Source organism: Microbacterium sp. MMO-113 (assembly GCF_037148555.1).
Taxonomy (GTDB): Bacteria; Actinomycetota; Actinomycetes; order Actinomycetales; family Microbacteriaceae; genus Microbacterium.
On record NZ_JBBCTD010000001.1, the window covers coordinates 595802 to 616272 of the forward strand.

General features: G+C 70.5%; 17 protein-coding genes. 14 read left to right on the forward strand and 3 right to left on the reverse strand.

The window, feature by feature from the left end; all coding sequences use genetic code 11:
* The first annotated feature begins 8 nt into the window (after positions 1-8).
* The 5 genes from nusA (at position 9) to WFJ36_RS02790 (ending at position 6875) form a co-directional block, all read left to right on the forward strand.
* Positions 9-992, forward strand: coding sequence for a transcription termination factor NusA (nusA, locus tag WFJ36_RS02770; protein ID WP_292791515.1), 984 nt, complete (start codon positions 9-11; stop codon positions 990-992).
* A 61-nt stretch (positions 993-1053) separates the two neighbouring features.
* Positions 1054-1308, forward strand: a complete 255-nt coding sequence (locus tag WFJ36_RS02775) for a YlxR family protein (protein ID WP_083391685.1) — start codon at positions 1054-1056, stop codon at positions 1306-1308.
* 94 nt (positions 1309-1402) lie between these two features.
* Complete coding sequence (gene infB / locus WFJ36_RS02780) at positions 1403-4132, forward strand: translation initiation factor IF-2 (protein WP_336642598.1); 2730 nt, start codon at positions 1403-1405, stop codon at positions 4130-4132.
* A 105-nt stretch (positions 4133-4237) separates the two neighbouring features.
* Positions 4238-4663: a 30S ribosome-binding factor RbfA gene (gene rbfA / locus WFJ36_RS02785; protein ID WP_060923633.1), complete on the forward strand. Its 426-nt coding sequence runs from the start codon at positions 4238-4240 to the stop codon at positions 4661-4663.
* A 160-nt stretch (positions 4664-4823) separates the two neighbouring features.
* Positions 4824-6875, forward strand: a complete 2052-nt coding sequence (locus tag WFJ36_RS02790) for a helix-turn-helix transcriptional regulator (RefSeq protein WP_336642599.1) — start codon at positions 4824-4826, stop codon at positions 6873-6875.
* A 4-nt stretch (positions 6876-6879) separates the two neighbouring features.
* On the opposite strand, the gene WFJ36_RS02795 is transcribed toward WFJ36_RS02790, so the two are convergent.
* The gene (locus WFJ36_RS02795) at positions 6880-7773 is read right to left on the reverse strand and encodes an A/G-specific adenine glycosylase (RefSeq protein WP_442927806.1); all 894 of its coding nucleotides are present in this window, start codon (positions 7771-7773) and stop codon (positions 6880-6882) included.
* A 52-nt stretch (positions 7774-7825) separates the two neighbouring features.
* Between WFJ36_RS02795 and truB the strand changes: the two genes are divergently transcribed.
* From truB to WFJ36_RS02825, 6 genes are all read left to right on the forward strand, one after another.
* Complete coding sequence (gene truB / locus WFJ36_RS02800) at positions 7826-8719, forward strand: tRNA pseudouridine(55) synthase TruB (RefSeq protein ID WP_071328395.1); 894 nt, start codon at positions 7826-7828, stop codon at positions 8717-8719.
* The gene (locus tag WFJ36_RS02805; RefSeq protein WP_071328396.1) at positions 8716-9084 is read left to right on the forward strand and encodes a hypothetical protein; all 369 of its coding nucleotides are present in this window, start codon (positions 8716-8718) and stop codon (positions 9082-9084) included. Before truB ends, WFJ36_RS02805 begins: the two co-directional genes overlap by 4 nt.
* Before the next feature lie 55 nt (positions 9085-9139).
* Positions 9140-9577, forward strand: a complete 438-nt coding sequence (locus WFJ36_RS02810; RefSeq protein WP_292791527.1) for a hypothetical protein — start codon at positions 9140-9142, stop codon at positions 9575-9577.
* Positions 9574-10524: a bifunctional riboflavin kinase/FAD synthetase gene (locus tag WFJ36_RS02815; RefSeq protein WP_071328398.1), complete on the forward strand. Its 951-nt coding sequence runs from the start codon at positions 9574-9576 to the stop codon at positions 10522-10524. Before WFJ36_RS02810 ends, WFJ36_RS02815 begins: the two co-directional genes overlap by 4 nt.
* 202 nt (positions 10525-10726) lie before the next feature.
* A complete protein-coding gene (locus tag WFJ36_RS02820) occupies positions 10727-12871 on the forward strand; it encodes a DEAD/DEAH box helicase (protein ID WP_071328399.1) in 2145 nt (714 codons plus the stop codon).
* A gap of 204 nt (positions 12872-13075) precedes the next feature.
* The gene (locus tag WFJ36_RS02825; protein ID WP_025103187.1) at positions 13076-14104 is read left to right on the forward strand and encodes a 6-phosphofructokinase; all 1029 of its coding nucleotides are present in this window, start codon (positions 13076-13078) and stop codon (positions 14102-14104) included.
* 259 nt (positions 14105-14363) lie between these two features.
* Here the strand turns inward: WFJ36_RS02825 and WFJ36_RS02830 are convergent, their stop codons facing one another.
* On the reverse strand, positions 14364-15014 hold the full coding sequence (locus tag WFJ36_RS02830) for an endonuclease domain-containing protein (RefSeq protein WP_336642600.1): 651 nt from the start codon (positions 15012-15014) through the stop codon (positions 14364-14366).
* Positions 15015-15505: 491 nt separating this feature from the next.
* Complete coding sequence (locus tag WFJ36_RS02835; RefSeq protein ID WP_336642601.1) at positions 15506-17599, reverse strand: S9 family peptidase; 2094 nt, start codon at positions 17597-17599, stop codon at positions 15506-15508.
* A 154-nt stretch (positions 17600-17753) separates the two neighbouring features.
* Here WFJ36_RS02835 and WFJ36_RS02840 point away from each other — a divergent pair, with 154 nt between their 5' ends.
* From WFJ36_RS02840 to WFJ36_RS02850, 3 genes are read left to right on the forward strand one after another with little or no spacing between them, the layout of a single operon-like run.
* A complete protein-coding gene (locus WFJ36_RS02840) occupies positions 17754-19118 on the forward strand; it encodes an inorganic phosphate transporter (RefSeq protein WP_292791535.1) in 1365 nt (454 codons plus the stop codon).
* Positions 19115-19450 (forward strand): hypothetical protein, encoded by a 336-nt coding sequence (locus WFJ36_RS02845; RefSeq protein ID WP_025103191.1) that lies wholly within the window; start codon positions 19115-19117, stop codon positions 19448-19450. The genes WFJ36_RS02840 and WFJ36_RS02845 overlap by 4 nt, the downstream gene beginning before the upstream one ends.
* Positions 19451-19501: 51 nt before the next feature.
* The gene (locus WFJ36_RS02850; RefSeq protein ID WP_336642602.1) at positions 19502-20431 is read left to right on the forward strand and encodes a phosphodiesterase; all 930 of its coding nucleotides are present in this window, start codon (positions 19502-19504) and stop codon (positions 20429-20431) included.
* Positions 20432-20471 lie beyond the last annotated feature (40 nt).

A 20471-nucleotide genomic window follows, 5' to 3' on the forward strand; every position in this document is an offset into this window, starting at 1 on the left:
AGGCCGTCATGGACATCGAACTGAGTCTGCTGCGAGGGATCGAGAAGGAGAAGGCGATCCCGTTCGACGAGCTCGTCGCGATCATCGAGCAGGCGATCCTGACCGCGTACTCCAAGCACGTCTCGCCCGACGGTGCCACGCCCGAGGGTGTCCGCGTGCACCTCGACCGCAAGACCGGCCACGTCGCCGTCCTCCAGGTCGTCCGCGACGACGAGGGCGCGATCATCGGCGAGGAGGAGACGACCCCGGACGACTTCGGTCGCATCGCCGCGTTCGCCGCCAAGCAGGTGATCAGCCAGCGCCTCCGGGACATCGCCGATGACGCCGTCCTCGGGGAGTTCAAGGGCAAGGAGGGCGACATCGTCGCCGGCGTGATCCAGCAGGGGCCCAACCCGCGCATGATCCACGTCGACCTCGGCTCCGTCGAGGCGATCCTCCCGCCCGAGGAGCAGGTACCCGGCGAGGAGTACACGCACGGGTCTCGTCTCCGCGTCTACGTGACCAGCGTCGCCAAGGGGCTCAAGGGCCCGCAGATCACCGTCTCGCGCACGCACCCGGGTCTGGTCCGCAAGCTCTTCGCGCTCGAGGTGCCGGAGATCGCCGCGGGGCTCGTCGAGATCGTGGCGCTCGCGCGCGAGGCGGGCCACCGGACCAAGATCGCTGTCAAGGCGAACGACCCGGCGATCAACGCCAAGGGTGCCTGCATCGGTGAGATGGGCCGCCGTGTGCGTGCTGTCACCGAGGAGCTGGCGGGGGAGAAGATCGACATCGTCGACTACGACGCCGACCTGCCGACGTTCGTGGCGCACGCGCTGTCGCCCGCGAAGGTCACGAGCTCGTTCGTGCTCGATGCGAGCACCAAGGCCGTCCGCGCCCTCGTGCCGGACTACCAGCTGTCGCTCGCCATCGGCAAGGAGGGCCAGAACGCGCGTCTGGCTGCCAAGCTCACGGGCGCCAAGATCGACATCCAGCCGGACAGCGTCCTCGACTGATCCCTGTCCGTCCTCGCGCCACGCCCGGCGGCGGCGAGGACGGACGGAACGCAGGTGTAAGATGGAACCCGTACGAACGTGCGTCGGTTGCCGCACGCGTGCTCCCCGGTCCACTCTGCTCAGGGTGGTTGCCCAGAACGACACCCTCATCCCCGATGAGCGTGCTGTCCTGCCGGGGCGCGGCGCGTGGGTGCATCCGACACCCGAGTGCATGGAAGCCGCTCTGCGGCGTCGAGCTTTCGGAAGAGCACTGCGTGTGACCACTCAGCTGGACACACGGACCTTCGAACAGCACCCACCAAGAAACAAAGGCTGAACAGCTATGGAAACAAAGTGAACGGCTCGAAATGAGACCCGTCCGCGACTAGTGGTCTGCCCTGTCTGGGCAGACCGACCCAGACAGGAGAATTGTGGCTGGTAAACCACGCGTACATGAGATCGCCGCCGAACTCGGCGTCGACAGCAAGGTCGCTCTTGCGAAGCTCAAGGAACTCGGCGAGTTCGTGAAGAGCCCGTCGTCGACGGTCGAGCCCCCGGTGGCGCGCAAGCTGCGCGCCGCGATCGAGGCCGACCCGTCGCTCAAGGCGGGGTCCGAGCCCGCTGCCGCGAAGCCCGCGGCGAAGCCGGCACCGAAGTCCTCGGCGCCCACCCCCGGTCCGAAGCCCGGCCCCAAGCCGGGTCCCGCGGCTCCTGCCGCTCCGGCACCGGCACCCGCTCCCGCGGCGGAGAAGGCTCCGGCGCCGTCGGCGCCCGCGAAGCCGTCGGCTCCGGCTCCGGCCGCACCGTCCTCCGGTGACGGCAACGCGCCGAAGCCCGGCGCGCCGCGTCCCGGCAACAATCCGTTCTCGTCCGCGCAGGGCATGGGCCAGCGTCCCGCCGGTCCTCGTCCCGGCAACAACCCCTTCGCCTCGGCGCAGGGGATGGGCCAGCGGCCGACCCCCGGCAACATCCCGCGCCCGCAGGCGCCCCGTCCCGGCGCTCCGCGTCCGGGTGCCCCTCGTCCCGGCTCGCCGCGACCCGGTGCACCCCGCGGCGGTCAGGGTGGTCGTCCCGGTGCTCCGTTCCAGCAGCGTACGGGCGGCCCCGGTCGTCCCGGCGGTGGTGGCGGTCCCGGTGCAGGTCCCCGTCCCGGCGGTGGTTTCGCCGGTCGTCCCGGTGGCGGCGGTGGCCGTGGCCGCGGTCCCGGCGGTGGTACCGCCGGCGCCTTCGGCAAGGGCGGCGGCAAGAGCAAGCAGCGCAAGTCGCGGCGGGCGAAGCGGCAAGAGTTCGAGATGCGGAGCGCCCCGGTCGTCGGTGGCGTCAACGTCACCCGCGGCAACGGGGAGATCATCCGCATGCGTCGTGGCGCTTCCATCGCGGACTTCGCCGACAAGATCGAGTCCCTGACCGGCTACACCGTGCAGCCGGGCACCCTCGTCACGATCCTCTTCAACCTCGGCGAGATGGCCACGGCCACCGAGTCGCTGGATGAGGCCACGTTCGAGGTCCTCGGTGAGGAGCTGGGCTACAAGGTCCAGATGGTCTCGCCTGAGGACGAGGACAAGGAGCTCCTCGAGGGCTTCGGTCTCGACCTCGAGAAGGAGCTGGAGGAGGAGAGCGAGGACGACCTCGAGATCCGTCCCCCGGTGGTCACCGTCATGGGTCACGTCGACCACGGTAAGACCCGCCTTCTCGACGCGATCCGTCAGACCAACGTGATCGAGGGTGAGGCCGGCGGCATCACCCAGCACATCGGTGCCTACCAGGTCTGGACCGAGCACGAGGGCATCGAGCGGGCGATCACGTTCATCGACACCCCCGGTCACGAGGCGTTCACCGCCATGCGTGCCCGTGGTGCACAGGTCACCGACCTGGCGATCCTGGTGGTCGCGGCCGACGACGGCATCATGCCGCAGACGGTCGAGGCGCTGAACCACGCTCAGGCGGCGAACGTGCCGATCGTGGTCGCGGTGAACAAGGTCGACAAGCCCGAGGCCAACCCGGCCAAGGTGCGTCAGCAGCTCACCGAGTACGGTCTGGTGGCCGAGGAGTACGGCGGCGACGTCATGTTCGTCGACGTGTCGGCCCGGGCCAACACCGGTATCCAGGAGCTCCTGGACGCGGTGCTGCTCACGGCGGACGCCGGTCTCGACCTCACCGCCAACCCGAACAAGGCCGCTCGCGGTGTCGCCATCGAGGCGAAGCTCGACAAGGGCCGCGGTTCGGTCGCGACGGTGCTGATCCAGTCCGGAACCCTCCGGGTGGGCGATGCGATCGTGGCGGGCACCGCTTACGGCCGCGTCCGCGCGATGATCGACGAGAACGGCGAGATCGTCGAGGCGGCCGCGCCGTCTCGTCCGGTCCAGGTGCAGGGTCTGAACTCCGTGCCGCGCGCCGGCGACGTCTTCATCGTCACCGAGGAAGACCGCATGGCCCGTCAGATCGCGGAGAAGCGCGAAGCCGTCGAGCGCAACGCCCAGCTGGCCAAGGCCCGCAAGCGCATCTCGCTCGAGGACTTCACCCGTGCTCTCGAAGAGGGCAAGGTCGAGTCGCTCAACCTCATCATCAAGGGTGACGTCTCCGGTGCCGTCGAGGCGCTGGAGGAGTCGCTCCTCAAGATCGAGGTCGACGACTCGGTGCAGCTGCGCATCATCCACCGCGGTGTCGGTGCGATCACCGAGTCCGACGTGAACCTGGCGACGATCGACAACGCGATCATCGTGGGCTTCAACGTCCGCCCCGACACGAAGGCGCGCGAGCGCGCCCAGCGTGAGGGTGTGGACATCCGCTTCTACTCCGTCATCTACAACGCGATCGAGGAGATCGAGAGCTCGCTCAAGGGCATGCTCAAGCCGGAGTACGAAGAGGTCCAGTCGGGTGTCGCCGAGATCCGCGAGGTGTTCCGCTCCTCGAAGTTCGGCAACATCGCCGGTGTCATCGTGCGGTCGGGGACGATCACGCGCAACGCCAAAGCCCGCGTCATCCGCGACGGCGTCGTCATCGCCGATGGCCTGGCCATCGAGTCGCTGCGTCGGTTCAAGGACGACGTCACCGAGGTGCGGACGGACTACGAGGCCGGTATCGGCCTCGGCAAGTACAACGACATCCAGGTCGGCGACGAGATCGAGACGACCGAGATGGTGGAGAAGCCGCGCGGCTGATCCGCACGACTGCGGCGGCTGCCTCCTCCTCCCGTGACGGGGGAGGGGGCAGCCGCCTCCGCGGTTCGCTGGGAGCCGCGATGCACAGAGGTGGGAGAAGGAACTATGGCTGGTGAACGACAGGCCCGACTCGCGGATCGCATCCGCGTGATCCTCGCCGAGCGCTTGGAGAAGGGGCTGCGCGACCCGCGTCTCGGCTTCGTGACCATCACCGACGTGCGTGTGAGTGGTGATCTGCAGCACGCCTCCGTGTTCTACACGGTGCTCGGTACCGAGGAGGAGCGCCTCGCCAGCGGTGCCGCGCTCACATCCGCGACCGGAATGCTGCGCAGCGAGGTCGGACGACAGCTCAGTACTCGACTCGTCCCCACGCTCGAGTTCATCCCGGACGCGCTCCCGGAGAACGCCGATCACATCACCGCTCTGCTGCGCGAGGCGCAGGAGCGCGACGCGGAGGTGGCCAAGCTGGCCTCGTCCGCGACCCACGCCGGTGAAGCCGACCCCTACCGGTCGGACGACGACGAGGACTGATCCCGTCTGATACCCTCAGGTCCGCGGCGGGACAACCGGTGGATCTGGGGGGATCGACATTCAGCCCACGAGCACGCCCGCGGGGCTCTTCGTCGCGCCTGCCGTCGTCGAGCCGTTGCTGGATGAGCTTCGACGGCGCGACCTGTGTTGCGCGCCGCACGTGGCGGCGCAGCTCGCGGCTTCTCTGCCCGAGGACGTCGACGCCGTCCTCGCGGTGGCTGCCGGCCTGACGCCCGAGCAGCGCCGCGGACTGAGTCGGCTCCCGTGGCCGCTGCCGTCTGCGGTGGTCCGGGCAGGCATCCGAGGGCTGGCGAGCCCCGACCGGCTGCTCCTGCTCACGGTGGTGTTGGCGCTGGAGGACGAGCTGGAACCGATCCTCGCGGCCGCTGGGCGCAGTGTGGAGGAAGTGCGCGCGAGCGCCGCCGCGCCGCATCTGACGATCCACGCGGGCTCCATCCGGCTCACGGACCCGCGCACGGCCGTGGAGGTGCACGAGGCCGCGTCGCCGGCGGAGGTCGTGCTCGTGCACAGACGACTGGCCGACGTCGCGGTCGTCCGCGGAGATCGGACCGGCGCGGCGTGGCATCGCGCGCGGTCGTGTGCCGTGCGAGACCGACGAGCCGCTGTGCTCTTGACGGCCTGCGCCCGCCTCGCGGCCGGCGCGGGGCTCACCGAGCGCGCGCTGCTCCTGGCCGCTGAGGCCGCCGCGCACGCGACCGGCGCCGTCGGCGAGGAGGCTCGGGTGCTCGCCGGCAGCGCGGCGCTCGCCTGCGGCCACGCCGCGGATGCCGAGGCGTGGCTGAGCGGTCTGTTCCCGGGCGCCGCGGAGCATCGACGGGTACGGGCGCTCGGCCCCTACCTCGCCGCCCGCACCCTTCGGCACGGCCACGTTCCCGCTGTCGATCCGCGGCGGCTCGCCTCCGGCTCCGATACCGACGCCACGGCCTGGGCACGATCCGCGGGGCTGGTCGCGATCCTGTGCGCGGAACGTCGCGACCGCGGGGCGGAGTGGCGCTGGCTCGCCCAGGTCCGTGGAACCTCCTGCGCGGGGACGGACCGTCCGCTGCGCGATGCCGTGGTGGGGGTGTGCGCTCTCCTCGCCGGCGACGTCATGCCGGCGAGCGGGACCGCGGGCCTCGGGGGGCTCGGCGGCGTAGCGGCGGCGCTGCACACGGCATGCGCGGGCGACATCGACGAGGGCCTGCGGCTGCTGCGGACGGGAGGACTCCCCGGGGCGGAGGGGGATCCGGTGTTCCCCGGCTTCGAGAGCAGCCCGGTGGTGCGGGCCTACCGCGCTGTCACCGAGGTGCTGCTCCTTGTCTGGCGCGGAGACATCGGTCCGGCCAGGGAACTGCTCCGGCACGCGGCAGTGGAGCTGCCCGTCGCGATCCCGTTCGCCGGTCTCGGCGTCGTGCTGGCGCGACGGCTCGACCTGGCCGTCCTCGGCGCCCTGGGACCGATCGCGCGCGCTCTCACCGACGTGCTCCCTCCCGCCGTGGAGTCGGACATGCTGGTCGATCGCGCCGTCGAGGCCTTTCTGGACGGGTCTTTCGAGGCGGCCGTCGGAGCCATGGGGCTGTGGCGGGACCGCGGCGCCCCGCAGCCGCTGTTCGCGGTGCCGGGAGTCGACGAGGTCGTGCTCTGGGTGCCGGGGGGATACCGGCCGGGGACCGTGCGCCCGCCGGAGAGCGAGGTCGCCGCGGCGTTGCGGCGGGCGGTCGTCGGTTCCGCCGGTCCCACATGGCGCACGGACCAGGAGGAGCTGCGGGCGGTAGCGAGCCGGCTTCGGTCTCCGTTCGCCCGAGGGCGGGTCGAGGCGCTGCTCGGGGTCCGATCCGGGCTGCACGGAGACGTGGTCTCGGCACGCGGGCACCTCGCGCAGGCCGAGCGGCTGTTCGAGGTCGCCGGAGCGCGGGCCTGGGAGCGCGCGGTGCGACGACGGCGGGAACGGCTCGAGGCGTCCGGGACCACGCCGGACGGGACGGCGGCCCTGCCCGCCTGCCGGAGCGCCTGGGGTCAGCGACTGACGCCCCGGGAACTCGAGGTGGCGATGCTCGCGGTCGGAGGGACGGGGAACCGTGCGATCGCGGAGCGGCTGTCGGTCTCCGTCCGCACGGTCGAGGTGCACCTCGGACGCGCGTTCGCCAAGCTGCACGTCCGCAGCCGCGTCGAACTGACCGTGCTGGCCTACCGCACCGAACAGCTCCTCTGAGCGCTCACCGTGGCAGGGAGAGGCCCTCCCCGTCGGCTTCCGCGAGCCCGTCGGCGATGAGGGAGTCGATCGCTCGATCCCGCTGACGCGCGTCGGGCCATTCCGGGAGGACGGCGGTGAGCGGGACCGGGGCGGGGGCGGCACGCAGGAGCCGGAGCACGGCGCCGCGGGCCTGCCGGTCTGATCCCTCGTACGCGGCCTGTCGTCGCCTCCCATCCCCGGTGTCGGGCCGTCCGGCCGCGAGCCAGGCGCAGGCGTCCGCCAGCGGGCAGCGCTCGCACTGCGGTGCCCGGGAGGTGCAGACCGTCGCACCGAGTTCCATCGCCGCGGCGTTGATGACGGATGCGGCGACGGGGTCCTCGGGGAGTATCGCGGCCATGAGCGCGAGGTCGCGGCGGGAGGGAGACCCCGGTTGCGCTCGTCCCTCGATCGCCCGGGCCAGCACGCGCCGGGTGTTGGTGTCGACGACGGGATGACGGTCGCCGTACGCGAACACGGCCACCGCACGGGCGGTGTAGTCGCCGATCCCGGAGAGGGCGAGGAGGGCGTCGACGTCACGCGGCACGACGCCGCCGTGGCGCTCGACCACCTCGACGGCCGCACGGTGCAGCCACAGGGCGCGCCGTGGATAGCCGAGGTTCGCCCATTGCTGCACGACCTCCGCCGGAGACGCGGCCGCCATCGCGCGGGGTGTGGGCCACCGCGTCAGCCACGCGTCGAGGTGCGGGATCACGCGGCTCACGGGCGTCTGCTGCAGCATGAACTCGCTCACCAGCACGCCCCAGGCGCCGAAGGCTGCGTGGAAGTCCGGACGGCGCCAGGGGAGGTCGCGGGCGTGTTCGGCATACCAGCCGGGCAGGGGCGTCATCGTCGCGGGGGACGGTGCGGGCGCGGCCATCCCTCCACCCTAGGCGAGCGGGTACCGCTCCCGGTCTCGGTAGGCTGGAGGGATGGCGACCCCCGGCATCCTCCTCGTCGACAAGCCCGGCGGGCTGACCAGTCACGACGTGGTCGCCCGCACCCGACGGGCTTTCGGGACCCGCAAGGTCGGTCACGCCGGGACCCTCGACCCGATGGCCACCGGACTGCTCGTCATCGGCATCGAGGGCGCGACCCGCCTCCTCACCTACATCGTGGGAGCGGACAAGACCTACGAGGCGACCATCCGGCTCGGTGCCGTCACGTCCACCGACGACGCCGAGGGGGAGACACTGCGCCGCGCGGATCCCGATGCCCTCGCTGCGATCGCGGACGCGACGATCGACAGGGGAGTGGCCGCGCTCACGGGGGCGATCTCCCAGGTCCCCAGTGCGGTGTCGGCCATCAAGGTCGACGGCCGCCGCGCCTACGATCGTGTCCGTGCGGGCGAGGAGGTCGTCCTCGAACCGCGGGATGTCGTCGTCTCCCGGTTCGACGTCGTCGCGCGACGTCGCGACGACCACGCGATCGACCTCGATGTCGTCGTGGACTGCTCGTCCGGAACGTACATCCGCTCGCTGGCCCGCGATCTGGGCGCCGCCCTCGGCGTGGGTGGTCACCTGACCGCCCTCCGCCGCACCCGCGTCGGCCCGTTCGCCGTGCGAGACGCCGTGACGATCGACGCCCTGGAGGGCGCCCCCGTGCTCACCCCCGGCGAGGCTGCCGGCCGCGTCCTCCCCGTCCTCCGCGTCTCGGCGGAGGAGGCGCGTGATCTGCGACACGGCAAGCGATTGGCCGGCGTCGCTGCGCGGCTGGACGGCCCGCTCGCGGCCGCCATCGAAGACGACGGCGGCCTGGTGGGGATCGTCGAGAAGCGCGGCGCCGATGTGAAGAGTGCCATGAACATGCCGGAGGTCTCCCGATGATCCTGTGGTTCACGATCGTCCAGATCGTCGTCGCCCTCGCCGCGGGGCTCTTCTGCCTCGGCGCGGGATTCGCCGGTCGGCGCCCCAGCGACTTCTCCGTCGGAGCGCTCGCTCTCGTCGAGGTGCTGCTGATCGTGCAGATCGTCGTCGCCATCGTCGCGCCGCTCGTGGGGAACCCACCCACCGGGGACCTGCTGGAGCTCTGGGTGTATCTCGTCTCGGCGGCCCTGCTGCCCGTGGGCGCGGTGCTCTGGGCCCTCATGGAACGCAGCCGGTGGAGCACGGTCGTCCTCGGCGTGGCCGCCCTCGCGATCGCGATCATGCTCTGGCGCATGCAGGTCATCTGGACCGTGCAGGTCGCCTGAGGAGCACCCGGAGCGGACGCCGCGGAGCCTACTCGGCTCTAGGATGGAATGCGCTATGAGCTCCACCGCCCCCTCCACTCGGATGACCGGTATCGGTCGTGTCCTGGTGATCGTCTACGCCGTGATGGCGCTGGCGGCCACCGGGCGCAGCTTCGTGCAGATCGTCCGTCGGTTCGACGAGGCCCCGTTGGCCTACAGCCTCTCGGCGCTCGCCGCGGTCGTGTACGTCCTGGCGACGCTCGCGCTCGTCTTCGCGCGTCGTCGCGGCTGGTACACCGTCGCGTGGGTGGCGATCGTGTTCGAGCTCACCGGTGTGCTGGTCGTCGGCGCGCTCAGCCTCGTCCTGCCCGACCTCTTCCAGCACGAGACCGTCTGGTCGCTGTTCGGGCGCGGATACCTCTTCATCCCCCTGGTCCTTCCGATCTTCGGGATCTGGTGGCTGCGCACGCACCGGCCCGTCGACGCCGCGCGTCCGGTCGAGGTCGCCGCGTGATCGTGTTCCGGAGTCCGGACGAGGTGCCGGAGGACTTCGGGCCCAGCGTCGTCGCCATCGGCAAGTTCGACGGCGTGCACGAGGGGCACCGCGCCGTCATCCGCCGCCTGGAGGAGGCTGCCGCGGCCTCGGGGAGCCGGGCCGTCGCCGTCACGTTCGACCGCAACCCCCTCGCCGTGATCCGCCCCGACCGGTGTCCCGAGAACGTCGTGACCGTCGACCGCAAGCTGGAGCTCCTGGGCGAGCTCGGGCTCGACGCGACCCTCGTGCTGACCTTCGACGAGACGCTTGCGGCCCTCAGCGCGGAGGACTTCGTCGCCGATATCCTCGTCGGCGCGCTGCACGTGTCCACCGTCCTCGTGGGCGCCGACTTCCGCTTCGGACACCGGGGCGCGGGCACCCCCGATCTGTTGCGCGATCTCGGTCCCCGGTACGGCTTCACCGTCGAGGTCGTCGACGACGTCTACCTTCCGGGGTCGAGCCGCCGGGTCTCGTCGAGTTGGATCCGCGAGCTCCTGATGGCCGGCGATGTCGTGGAGGCGACTCGCGCCCTCGGGCGATATCCCGACGTGCGCGGCGTCGTCGTCCACGGGCTGAAGCGCGGACGCGAGCTCGGGTTCCCGACTGCCAACCTCTCCACGATCGTCGATGCGTTCGTGCCGGCCGACGGCGTCTACGCCGGCTGGCTCGTCGACCACGACACGGGCATCCGGCATCCGTCGGCGATCTCGGTGGGCACGAACCCGACGTTCGACGACGTGCTCGTGCGGCAGGTCGAGGCGCACGTGCTCGGGGAGACCGGACTCGATCTCTACGGTCACGACGTGACGGTGGAGTTCGTCGCGCGGCTGCGCGGCATGGTCGCCTTCGAGGGCATCGAGAAGCTGATGACCCAGATGGCCGCCGATGTGACGCAGGCCGCGACCATCCTGGACGTGTCCGCGTAACACGACGGCGCCGCGTTCCTGCGGCCGGTGCTCGCGATGACATAGAATGGGATCAGGCTCCCGCCGGTCCCGCACTCATCGCGTGCTCCGGAGGGAAACACCGATCCACAGTCCGCACGGTCCTGGCTCACGCCACACGCGGACGACGAGAACGGCTCGCGGCTCCCCGGAGGCGCCGGAGCCCTTCAGGCTCAGGAGGAGCATGCCGACCACGGCAACCGCCGCCCCGCGGCGTAAGAAGACGTCCCGTCGCGACGACGAGGCACCGCTCATCCCGATCCTCGCGCGCAAGGTGCGCGAGATCGAGGCGAAGTCCCAGCGCGGCAAGCTGGGCCCCACGAACCGCACGAAGTTCCAGGTGATCGCCTTCCTGGTGCGCGAGGAGCGCGCCCGCGTGAAGGCCGATCCCGAGATCACCGACGCGGCCCGTGCCGAGCTGCTCAAGCGCCTCGACGGCGTCGCGACGATCCTCGCGAAGACGGCCGCACGGGACACCTCGCTCATCCAGCTGCTCGAAGCAGACCAGGCCACGTCGCCCGTTGCGAAGCGGATGCGGCGGGACTGGCTGCTCGAGTCCGGCGCGGAGCTCCCGCCGGAGGAGCTCATCATCGCCGACCCTGCGCCCGTGCAGACGCCCGTGGTGCCCGCGGCCATCGCGGAGCGTCAGGTCACCCCGCCCTCGGTGGAGGCCCGTCAGCTGGCCAACCCGTTCCTCGCGCCAGACCTGACCCCGCGACCGGCCAGCACGCCCCGCCGCCGCCTCGATGGCTGGGAGCTCATGGGGCCGCTGTACAAGGCCTTCGAGACCGGCGCGGGCGGTGCGGCGGCCTCGATGGAGCTTCCGCCGGCCCCGGAGTTCGACCACATCTCGCCCAAGGGGCGCGAGGTCATGGTGCACCAGTCGCGTTTCCTCGAGGCTGTGCGCGCCGGCCACCGCAGCTTCCTGCTCGCCGACGAGCCGGGCCTCGGCAAGACGGCGCAGTCGGTGCTCGCGGCCTCCGTCGCCGGCGCCTATCCGCTGCTCGTCGTCGTGCCCAACGTCGTGAAGATGAACTGGGCGCGCGAGGTCGAGCGGTGGACGCCGCAGCGTCGTGCCACGGTCATCCAGGGCGACGGCGACGACATCGACGCCTTCGCCGACGTGTTCATCGTCAACTACGAGATCCTCGACCGTCACATGTCGTGGCTCGCGTCGATCGGCCTGCGCGGCATGGTCGTCGACGAGGCGCACTTCATCAAGAACCTCTCGTCGCAGCGTTCCCAGAACGTGCTGTCGCTCGCGGCGCAGGTGCGCGAGCGCACCCCGGGGCATGATCCGCTCATGCTCGCCCTCACGGGTACCCCGCTCATCAACGACGTCGAGGACTTCGACGCCATCTGGCGTTTCCTCGGCTGGACGAATGGGGAGAAGCCCGGACCCGAGCTCATGGAGAAGCTCGACGCGACGGGACTCACGCCGGCGGACAAGGCCTTCTACCCGGAAGCCCGCGACGCGGTGATCTCGATGGGGATCGTGCGACGGAAGAAGAAGGACGTCGCCGCCGACCTGCCCGACAAGCTCGTCGCCGATCTGCCGGTGCAGCTCGACGACGAGTTCGGCCGCAGCATCCGCCAGGCCGAGCGCGAACTGGGGGAGCGGCTGGCCGCCCGCTACCGTCGCATCATCGAGGCGCGGGGCGACCGAGGACTCGCGCCGGGAGAGATCGACGACGACATCGTCCGCCTCGTGGCGCAGAACGAGCTCGAGGAGTCGAAGGCCGCTGGGACCGGGGGAGACAACGTCTTCACCATGGTGCGCCGCATCGGCCAGGCCAAAGCCCTCCTGGCGGCCGACTACGCCGCGCAGCTGCAGCGGTCGGTCGGCAAGGTCGTGTTCTTCGCGAAGCACATCGACGTCATGGACCAGGCGGAGGCGCACTTCGCCTCGGCGGGCATCCGCGCGGTATCCATCCGCGGTGACCAGACGAGCACGGCGCGGCAGCAGGCCATCGACGATTTCAACGGCGACCCCGAGGTCGGCATCGCGGTGTGCTCGCTCACGGCGGCCGGCGTCGGACTCAACCTGCAGGCGGCGTCGAACGTCGTCCTCGCGGAGCTGTCGTGGACGGCGGCCGAGCAGACGCAGGCCATCGACCGTGTGCACCGCATCGGGCAGGACGAGCCGGTCACGGCGTGGCGGATCATCGCCGCCCACACGATCGACACGAAGATCGCGGAGCTCATCGACCAGAAGCAGGGCCTTGCGGCCCGCGCCCTGGACGGCGAGGCGACGGAGGAGGCGGCGAGCGAGTCGGTGCAGCTGGCGGCGCTCATGCATCTTCTTCGCGAGGCTCTGGGCGGCCGCTGAGACGGCGTCAAGAACGCGGCTTCTTATCGTCGTTCCGCCCGCGACATCCTGTCGCGGCGCGAACTTCGACGGAATCGCTCGTCGTGGCCGTCAAGATCGCCGGTTTTCGACGCGCTCGAATGGCCACGCGAGGGGGCGGCGCGCTAGTGTCGATCGCAGGCACTGTCGCCTCACCCCCATCCCTCGACCTCCGAAGGCAGCAGCATGAAGATCGGCATCCTGACGAGCGGCGGCGACTGCCCCGGACTCAACGCGGTCATCCGCGGCATCGTGCTCAAGGGCACCACGACCTACGACCTCGAGTTCGTCGGCATCCGTGACGGGTGGCGCGGCGTCGTCGAGGGCGACTTCATGCCCCTGACGCGGCATGAGGTGAAGGGCCTGTCCAAGGTGGGTGGCACGATCCTCGGCACATCCCGCACCAACCCGTACGAGGGGGAGCGCGGAGGTGCAGACAACATCGCGAAGACCCTCTACGGGCACAAGATCGACGGCATCGTCGCCATCGGCGGCGAAGGGACCCTCGCCGCGGCGGACCGCCTCGCGAAGGACGGCATCAAGGTGCTCGGCGTCCCGAAGACGATCGACAACGACCTCCGTGCCACCGACTACTCGTTCGGCTTCGACACGGCCGTGAACATCGCCACGGACGCCATGGACCGGCTCCGCACCACGGGAGACTCCCACCAGCGCTGCATGGTCGCCGAGGTCATGGGTCGTCACGTCGGCTGGATCGCCCTGCACGCAGGCATGGCCGCCGGTGCGCACGTCATCTGCATCCCCGAGGTGCCGATGTCGCTGGACGAGATCACTGCTCTGGTCACGAGCGCCCACGATCGCGGTCGCGCACCGCTCGTCGTCGTCTCCGAGGGCTTCAAGCTCGCCGGCATGGACGAGGCCTACAGCGACAAGGGTCTGGATGCGTTCAACCGCCCGCGGCTCGGCGGCATCGGCGACCTGCTCGCCCCCGAGATCGAGCGGATCACGGGCATCGAGACGCGCGCCACGATCCTCGGGCACATCCAGCGCGGCGGCTCGCCGTCGGCGTTCGATCGTGTCCTCGCGACTCGGCTGGGACTGCACGCCGCGGACGCTATCGTCGACGGCGCCTGGGGGCAGATGGTCGCGATGCAGGGCACCGACATCGTCCGCGTTCCGTTCGCCGATGCTCTCGGTGAGCTCAACACGGTGCCCCGCTACCGCTACGACGAGGCCGCCGCCCTCTTCGGCTGACCGCCTCCCGGCTTCAGGCTGACCCGCGGCTTCAGGCTGACGCGTGGCTTCAGGCTCTCGCTCAGGCCGCGCAGCTTCAGGCTGACGCGTGGCTTCAGGCATCGTGCTGTCTTTCGTGCCTGAACTCGCGCGAGTGCCTGTGTCCGCGCGGCCGCCTGTTCTCAGGGCCCGCGCTGTGTCAGGCCCTCGCGTGGCCTCAGGCATCCTGCTGTCTTTGTCGCCTGAACTCGCGCGAGTGCCTGGGCTTGTGCTCGATCTGCTACCCGCGAGCCGCCGGACGGCTCGCGCGATGGAGGCCCTGCGCGAGCGCAGCCACGACGGTGTCCTCAACATGACTGTCGTCGACCATGACCTGGTGGTAGTCGAAGCGCAGGACGGTGTAGCCGCGGAGGGCGAGCCTCGCGTCGGCAGCGAGGTCTCGTCGCCGGTCGGCCGCAGCGCTGTGGTGACGGAAGCCGTCGATCTGGATCGCGAGCCGTTCGCCGATGACACCGTCGAGCGGATGGCCGTCCACCCACACCTGCTGTCGCACGTCGATGCCGATCGCGCGCATCCGTTCGATGAAGACCGTCTCGGGGCCGGAGTCGGACCGGCCGCGGACGGTTCGAGCGAGGCGTTTCGCGGCGTCGCATCGCCATCGCACCCGCGCGAGCGTATCCAGCTCCACCGCCCCGTGGCGGATGGCGGATTCCCAGATCGCGCGGGCCTCGACGGGCGGCCGACATCGCGCGACCTGGAAGAGGACATTCAGGACGGGATCGATCGCCGCGCGCGGATGCGCCGGCACAGGCCCCTGGGCGCAGTGCACCTGGACGCCGCCGCGGTCGAACCGAGAAGCGGTACGGGGGAGGGCGATGTGCACGTCCGTGGCCCCGATGTCCCACCATCCGGCGAGAGCCGCAGCGCTCACACAGGTGACTCTCCCGCCGACCGAAGCAGCCGCCCGGCGCCGTGGATCGACATCGGGAAGGAGGAGCCACGACCGGCGCACACGCTCGAGCGTGCCTTCCTGCACCGCGCGACGCATCTGGTACTCGGTGAAACCCGCTTCACGTACGCGCGACGAATGCGCGGAGCCTCCCTGTTCTCGAACCCAGCTCTCGACCCTCGTGCGTCTCACCCCTCCACCCTGAGCGCTCGCCCGGCCCCCTTCACCGCCGCACCATGCATGGGGATGAGTTTCGCGGGATCCTTGCCCTGTGCAGAACCAGTGGTCGCGTGTGGTCACCACAAGTCGCCGGGATCAGGCAGCGACAGCCCCTCGCGACTGATGTCGCGCGCTTGCCTGAGGCCGCGCGGAAGCCTGAGCCGACGCAGGACGCGTGAGCACAGGCGTCCGCGCGAGATCAGGCCAGGAGAACCGCGAGTGCCTGATGCCGCGCGAGGGCCTGATGCCGCGGGTCAGGCGAGGTGGAGGGTGTCGAGCAGCCAGGCGAGCTCGAACGCGCGCTCGCGCCAGGAGTTGTACCGCCCGCTCACGCCCCCGTGCCCGGCGACCATCTCGCACTTGAGCAGCACATCCTTCGCGCCGGCCTCTCGCAGCCGGGCGACCCACTTCGCCGGCTCCACGTAGAGCACGCGGGTGTCGTTCAGCGAGGTCACCGCGAGGATCCTCGGATACTCCACGCCGTCGCGCACGTTCTCGTACGGCGTGTACGACTTCATGTAGGCGTAGACCTCGGGGTCGTGCAGCGGGTCGCCCCACTCGTCCCACTCGATCACCGTGAGGGGGAGCGAGGGGTCGAGGATCGTGGTCAACGCGTCGACGAACGGCACTCCCGCGAGGATCCCGGCGAACAGCTCCGGAGCGAGGTTGGCGACCGCGCCCATCAGCAGACCGCCCGCGCTCCCGCCTTCCGCGACGAGCTGGGCCGGGGTCGTCGTGCCCTCGTCGACGAGGTGCCGGGCGCAGGCGACGAAGTCCGTGAAGGTGTTCCGCTTATGCAGGAGCTTGCCCTCCTCGTACCACTGCCGGCCCATCTCGCCGCCGCCGCGCACATGCGCCACGGCGAAGACGACTCCGCGATCCAGTTCCGAGAGCCGGGCGACGGAGAAGCCCGGGTCGATGGAGTGCTCGTACGAGCCGTAGCCGTAGAGGTGGACGGGTCGGGGCGTCGCGCCGGGCTCTCCGAAGGAGCGCTTCCAGACGAGCGAGATCGGCACGCGCGTGCCGTCCTCCGCCGTGGCCCATTCCCGCCGCTGTCCGTAGTCGGCGGGGTCGTAGTCGCCGAGCACCGTCACCTGCTTGCGTAGCACGAGCTCCCGCGTCGCGAGGTCGAGCTCGTACACCGTGCCCGGCGTGACGAACGACGTGTAGCCGAGACGCAGGAAGGGGGAGTGCCACTCCGGGTTGCCGCTGACACCGGCGGAGTAGAGCGGCTCGTCGAACCGCAGCTCGTCCACCGCGTTCGTCGCGTAGTCCAGTAGTCCGACGCGTTCGAGGCCCTCGCTGCGGTACTCCACCGTGGCGAAGTCGCGGAACGCGTCCACCCCGAGCAGTCGTCGTCCCGGCTGATGCGCGACGACGACGCGGCGCTCGCCCTGCGGCTCGTCCGCCGCCACGGAGACGAGCTCGAAGTCGAGGGCGTCGTCGTTGTGCAGGATGAGGAGCCGGTCCTCGCCGTCGACCACCGCGTGCTCGAGCGAGTACTCCACGCCTTCGCGTCGCGGCCACACCGTGCGCGGCTCCGCGGTGATGTCGCCCGCGAGATCGACGAGGTACTCCTCGCTGGTGACGCTGGACCCCACGCCGATCACGAGGTAGCGACGGCTGCGGGTGATCCCGGCACCGAGCCAGAACTTCTCGTCGGGCTCGTGGAAGAGCGTGATGTCGTCCGACACCGGGGTCCCGAGCCGGTGCAGCCACAGGGTGTCCGGACGCCAGGCGTCGTCGCGGGTCGTGTAGAGGATGCCGGTGCCGTCCGGGGTGAAGAACGCGCCCCCGGTGTTCGGGATCTCGTCGTCGAGGGTGACGCCCGTCTCCAGGTCGCGGACGCGCACGGTGTAGAGCTCGTCGCCCTCGAAATCGGTCGACCACAGCAGCTTCGTCGCATCGTCGGAGGTGTCGAACGCGCCGAGCGAGAAGAACTCGTGCCCCTCCGCCTCGACGTTGCCGTCCAGCAGCACCACCTCGCCGGGCACCGGCACCCCCGGCTCGAGGCGCGGCGGCGTCCAGTCGCCTTCGACGGCGGCGGCGCGGCAGTGGATACCGTACTGCGCACCCTCCTCGGTGCGGCTGTAGTACCACCAGTCTCCGCGTCGCGTCGGCACGGAGAGGTCCGTCTCCTGGACCCGGCCCTTGATCTCCTGGAACAGCGTCTCCCGCAGATCGGCTAGGTGTGCGGTCTCGGCCTCGGTGTGCGCGTTCTCCGCCTCCAGGTGCGCGATGACCTCGGGGGAGTCCTTCGCGCGCAGCCACTCGTACGGGTCGTCGACCGTGTCGCCGTGGTGCGTGCGGAGGGTGGAAAGGCGGGCGGCGATCGGGGCGTCAGTCACCGTCCCACGCTATCCCAGGTCGAGTTGACCGGCACGGGGGACGGTGGCAGGATTTACCGGGGCCGGTAAACGGAAGTCAAACCCACGGTGAACTCTTCGTTCGTCACGTCGATCCCGTCGACATCTCCCTCTTCCTCAAGACCGAAAGCGAACGGTGGAAACCGCAGCCCTCATCGTCGTGCTCGTCATCGCGCTGGCACTCTTCTTCGATTTCACGAACGGGTTTCACGACACCGCGAACGCGATGGCGACGCCCATCGCAACCGGGGCGCTCAAGCCCAAGACCGCGGTTCTCCTGGCCGCCCTGCTGAACCTCGTCGGCGCCTTCCTGTCGACGGAGGTGTCCAAGACCATCTCCGGCGGCATCATCCAGGAGGATGCGATCATCGCCGCAGGGGCGGAGTTGTTCCTCTCGCTGATCTTCGCTGGACTCATCGGCGCGATCACCTGGAACATGCTGACCTGGCTGCTCGGCCTTCCGTCCAGCTCCTCCCACGCCCTCTTCGGCGGTCTGATCGGCGCGACGCTCGTGGGTGCCGGCCTCGGGGGCATCGATTTCGGCGCCGTGCTGTCCAAGATCGTCCTCCCCGCTCTCATCGCCCCGATCACTGCCGGCATCATCGCGTACGTCGCGACGAAGATCGCCTACTCGGTCACCCGTCGTTATGACGGCAAGCCCGACGGGCGCGACGGCTTCCGCTGGGGGCAGATCTTCACGTCCTCTCTCGTCGCCCTGGCGCACGGCACCAACGACGCGCAGAAGACGATGGGTGTCATCACCCTCGCGATGATCACGATCGGCTGGCAGTCCGGTGCGCACCATGAGCCCGAACTCTGGGTCATCGTCGCCTGTGCCTTCACGATCGCCCTCGGCACGTATCTCGGTGGCTGGCGCATCATCCGCACGCTGGGCAAGGGCCTGACCGACGTCAAGCCGGCACAGGGCTTCGCGGCCGAGAGCTCGACGGCAGCGACGATCCTCGCCTCCAGCGCCCTCGGCTTCGCCCTCTCCACCACGCAGGTGGCCTCGGGATCGGTCATCGGATCGGGTCTCGGTCGCCGCGGCTCGACGGTCCGCTGGCGGACGGCCGGCCGCATCGGCGTCGGCTGGCTGCTGACACTGCCCGCAGCCGGAGGCGTCGGCGCCCTGGCGGCGCTGCTCGTCGTCTGGCTCGGTCCCTGGGGCGTGGCCATCGACGCCGTGCTCGCCGTGGTGATCATCCTCGGGCTGTACATGCGTTCCCGGAGGAACGCCGTCACGCCGGCCAATGCCATGAGCGACGTCGCCGAGTCCCACCTCGCCGTCGAGGTCCCCGACACCCCGCCCCCCACGCGTCGTCAGCAGCGCATCGCCCAGGCGAAGGCCGAGGCGAAGGCCCGCGCCGAGGCCAAGGAGAAGGCGAAGGCCGAGGCCAAGGACAAGGCGAAGAAGAAGGCCAAGGCCAAGGCCGACGCGAAGGCCGCGAAGACCGGCAGCGTCTCCTCGTCCGATACGTCGCAGAACGGGGACTCGGCATGAACGTCACGATCGACTGGATCGCCTTCCTGCAGGTGTTCGCCGCCGCGCTCATCGGCGCCGCCGCGATCGTCACCTTCTACGCCCTGGGTCTGCGTCTGCTCGTGCGCAGCGGGCGAGCGCCCGTCGTGAGCCCCGCGGAGTTCACCGACGCCATCACGGTGATCTCCGAGAAGGAGCTCAAGCGGGCCGCCAAGCAGGCGGCGAAGGCGGCGAGGAAGAGCCCGCTCACCGAAGGGCAGAAGACCCTCGCCCTCGTGGGCGCCTACGGCTGCTTCGTGCTCTGCGGGGCCGCGGTCATCGCCGGCATCCTGCTCATCGTCGTCGGACACTGAGCGTCCGGCGCGCCAAGGAGGAGCGTCGGCGCCCGCCCCTAGGCTGAGGGCATGTCCGCACTCAACGGAACGCCCCCGGTCTTCGGCCGGTACGCCCCCGCGTCGCATGTCCTGATCCATGTCAGCGACCCGCACTTCCTGGCCGGCGGTGCCGCGCTGGGGGGACGGTACGACGTCGAGCGCACGTTCGCGCGGACGCTCGAGGCGATCCGCGCCGTGCATCCCGCTCCCGCCGCCATCGTGATCACCGGGGACCTCGCCGACCTCGGCGAGCCGGATGCGTACCGCCGGCTCCGCGCCGCGATCGAGCCGGTCGCCGCCGAACTCGGCGCACCCGTGGTCTGGGTCGCGGGCAACCACGACGAGCGCCCGGCGCTGCGCGAGGTCCTCCTCGACGCCGAGCCCACCGAGGAGCCGGTCACCGGGGTGTGGGATCTCGACGGGTTGCGCCTCGTGGCCCTCGACACCAGCGTTCCGGGCTGGCACCACGGCGACCTCGATCCGGCCCAGCTCGCGTGGCTCGCCGAGGTCCTCGCCGAGCCCGCGCCGCACGGCACGATCCTGGCGATGCATCATCCGCCGCTGCCCAGCCATCTGCCGCTGTTCGACATTCTCGAGCTCCGTCATCAGGACGAGCTCGCCGCCGTCATCCGCGGCACCGACGTCCGCGGCATCCTCGCCGGCCACCTGCACTACTCCGCACACGGTCTGTTCGCCGGCGTCCCGGTGAGCGTGGCGTCCGCGACCTGCTACACGATGAACGTCGCCCGTCCGGCGGCGGAGGTGAACGGCATGGACGCCGCCCAGGCCTTCCAGCTCGTGCACGTGCGGCCGGAGACCCTCACGCACACGGTCGTCCCGGTGGTCGACGCGCCGACCGGCGACTACTTCTCGGAGGAGTGGATCGCCCGGATGGCGGCGTTGACCCCGGAAGAGCGCCTGGAGGCGTTCTCCCGGAAATCCCCGCAGGGACCGGCGTAGACTGGCCGCATCCCCCACTTTTCCGTTCGCCACGACCCAC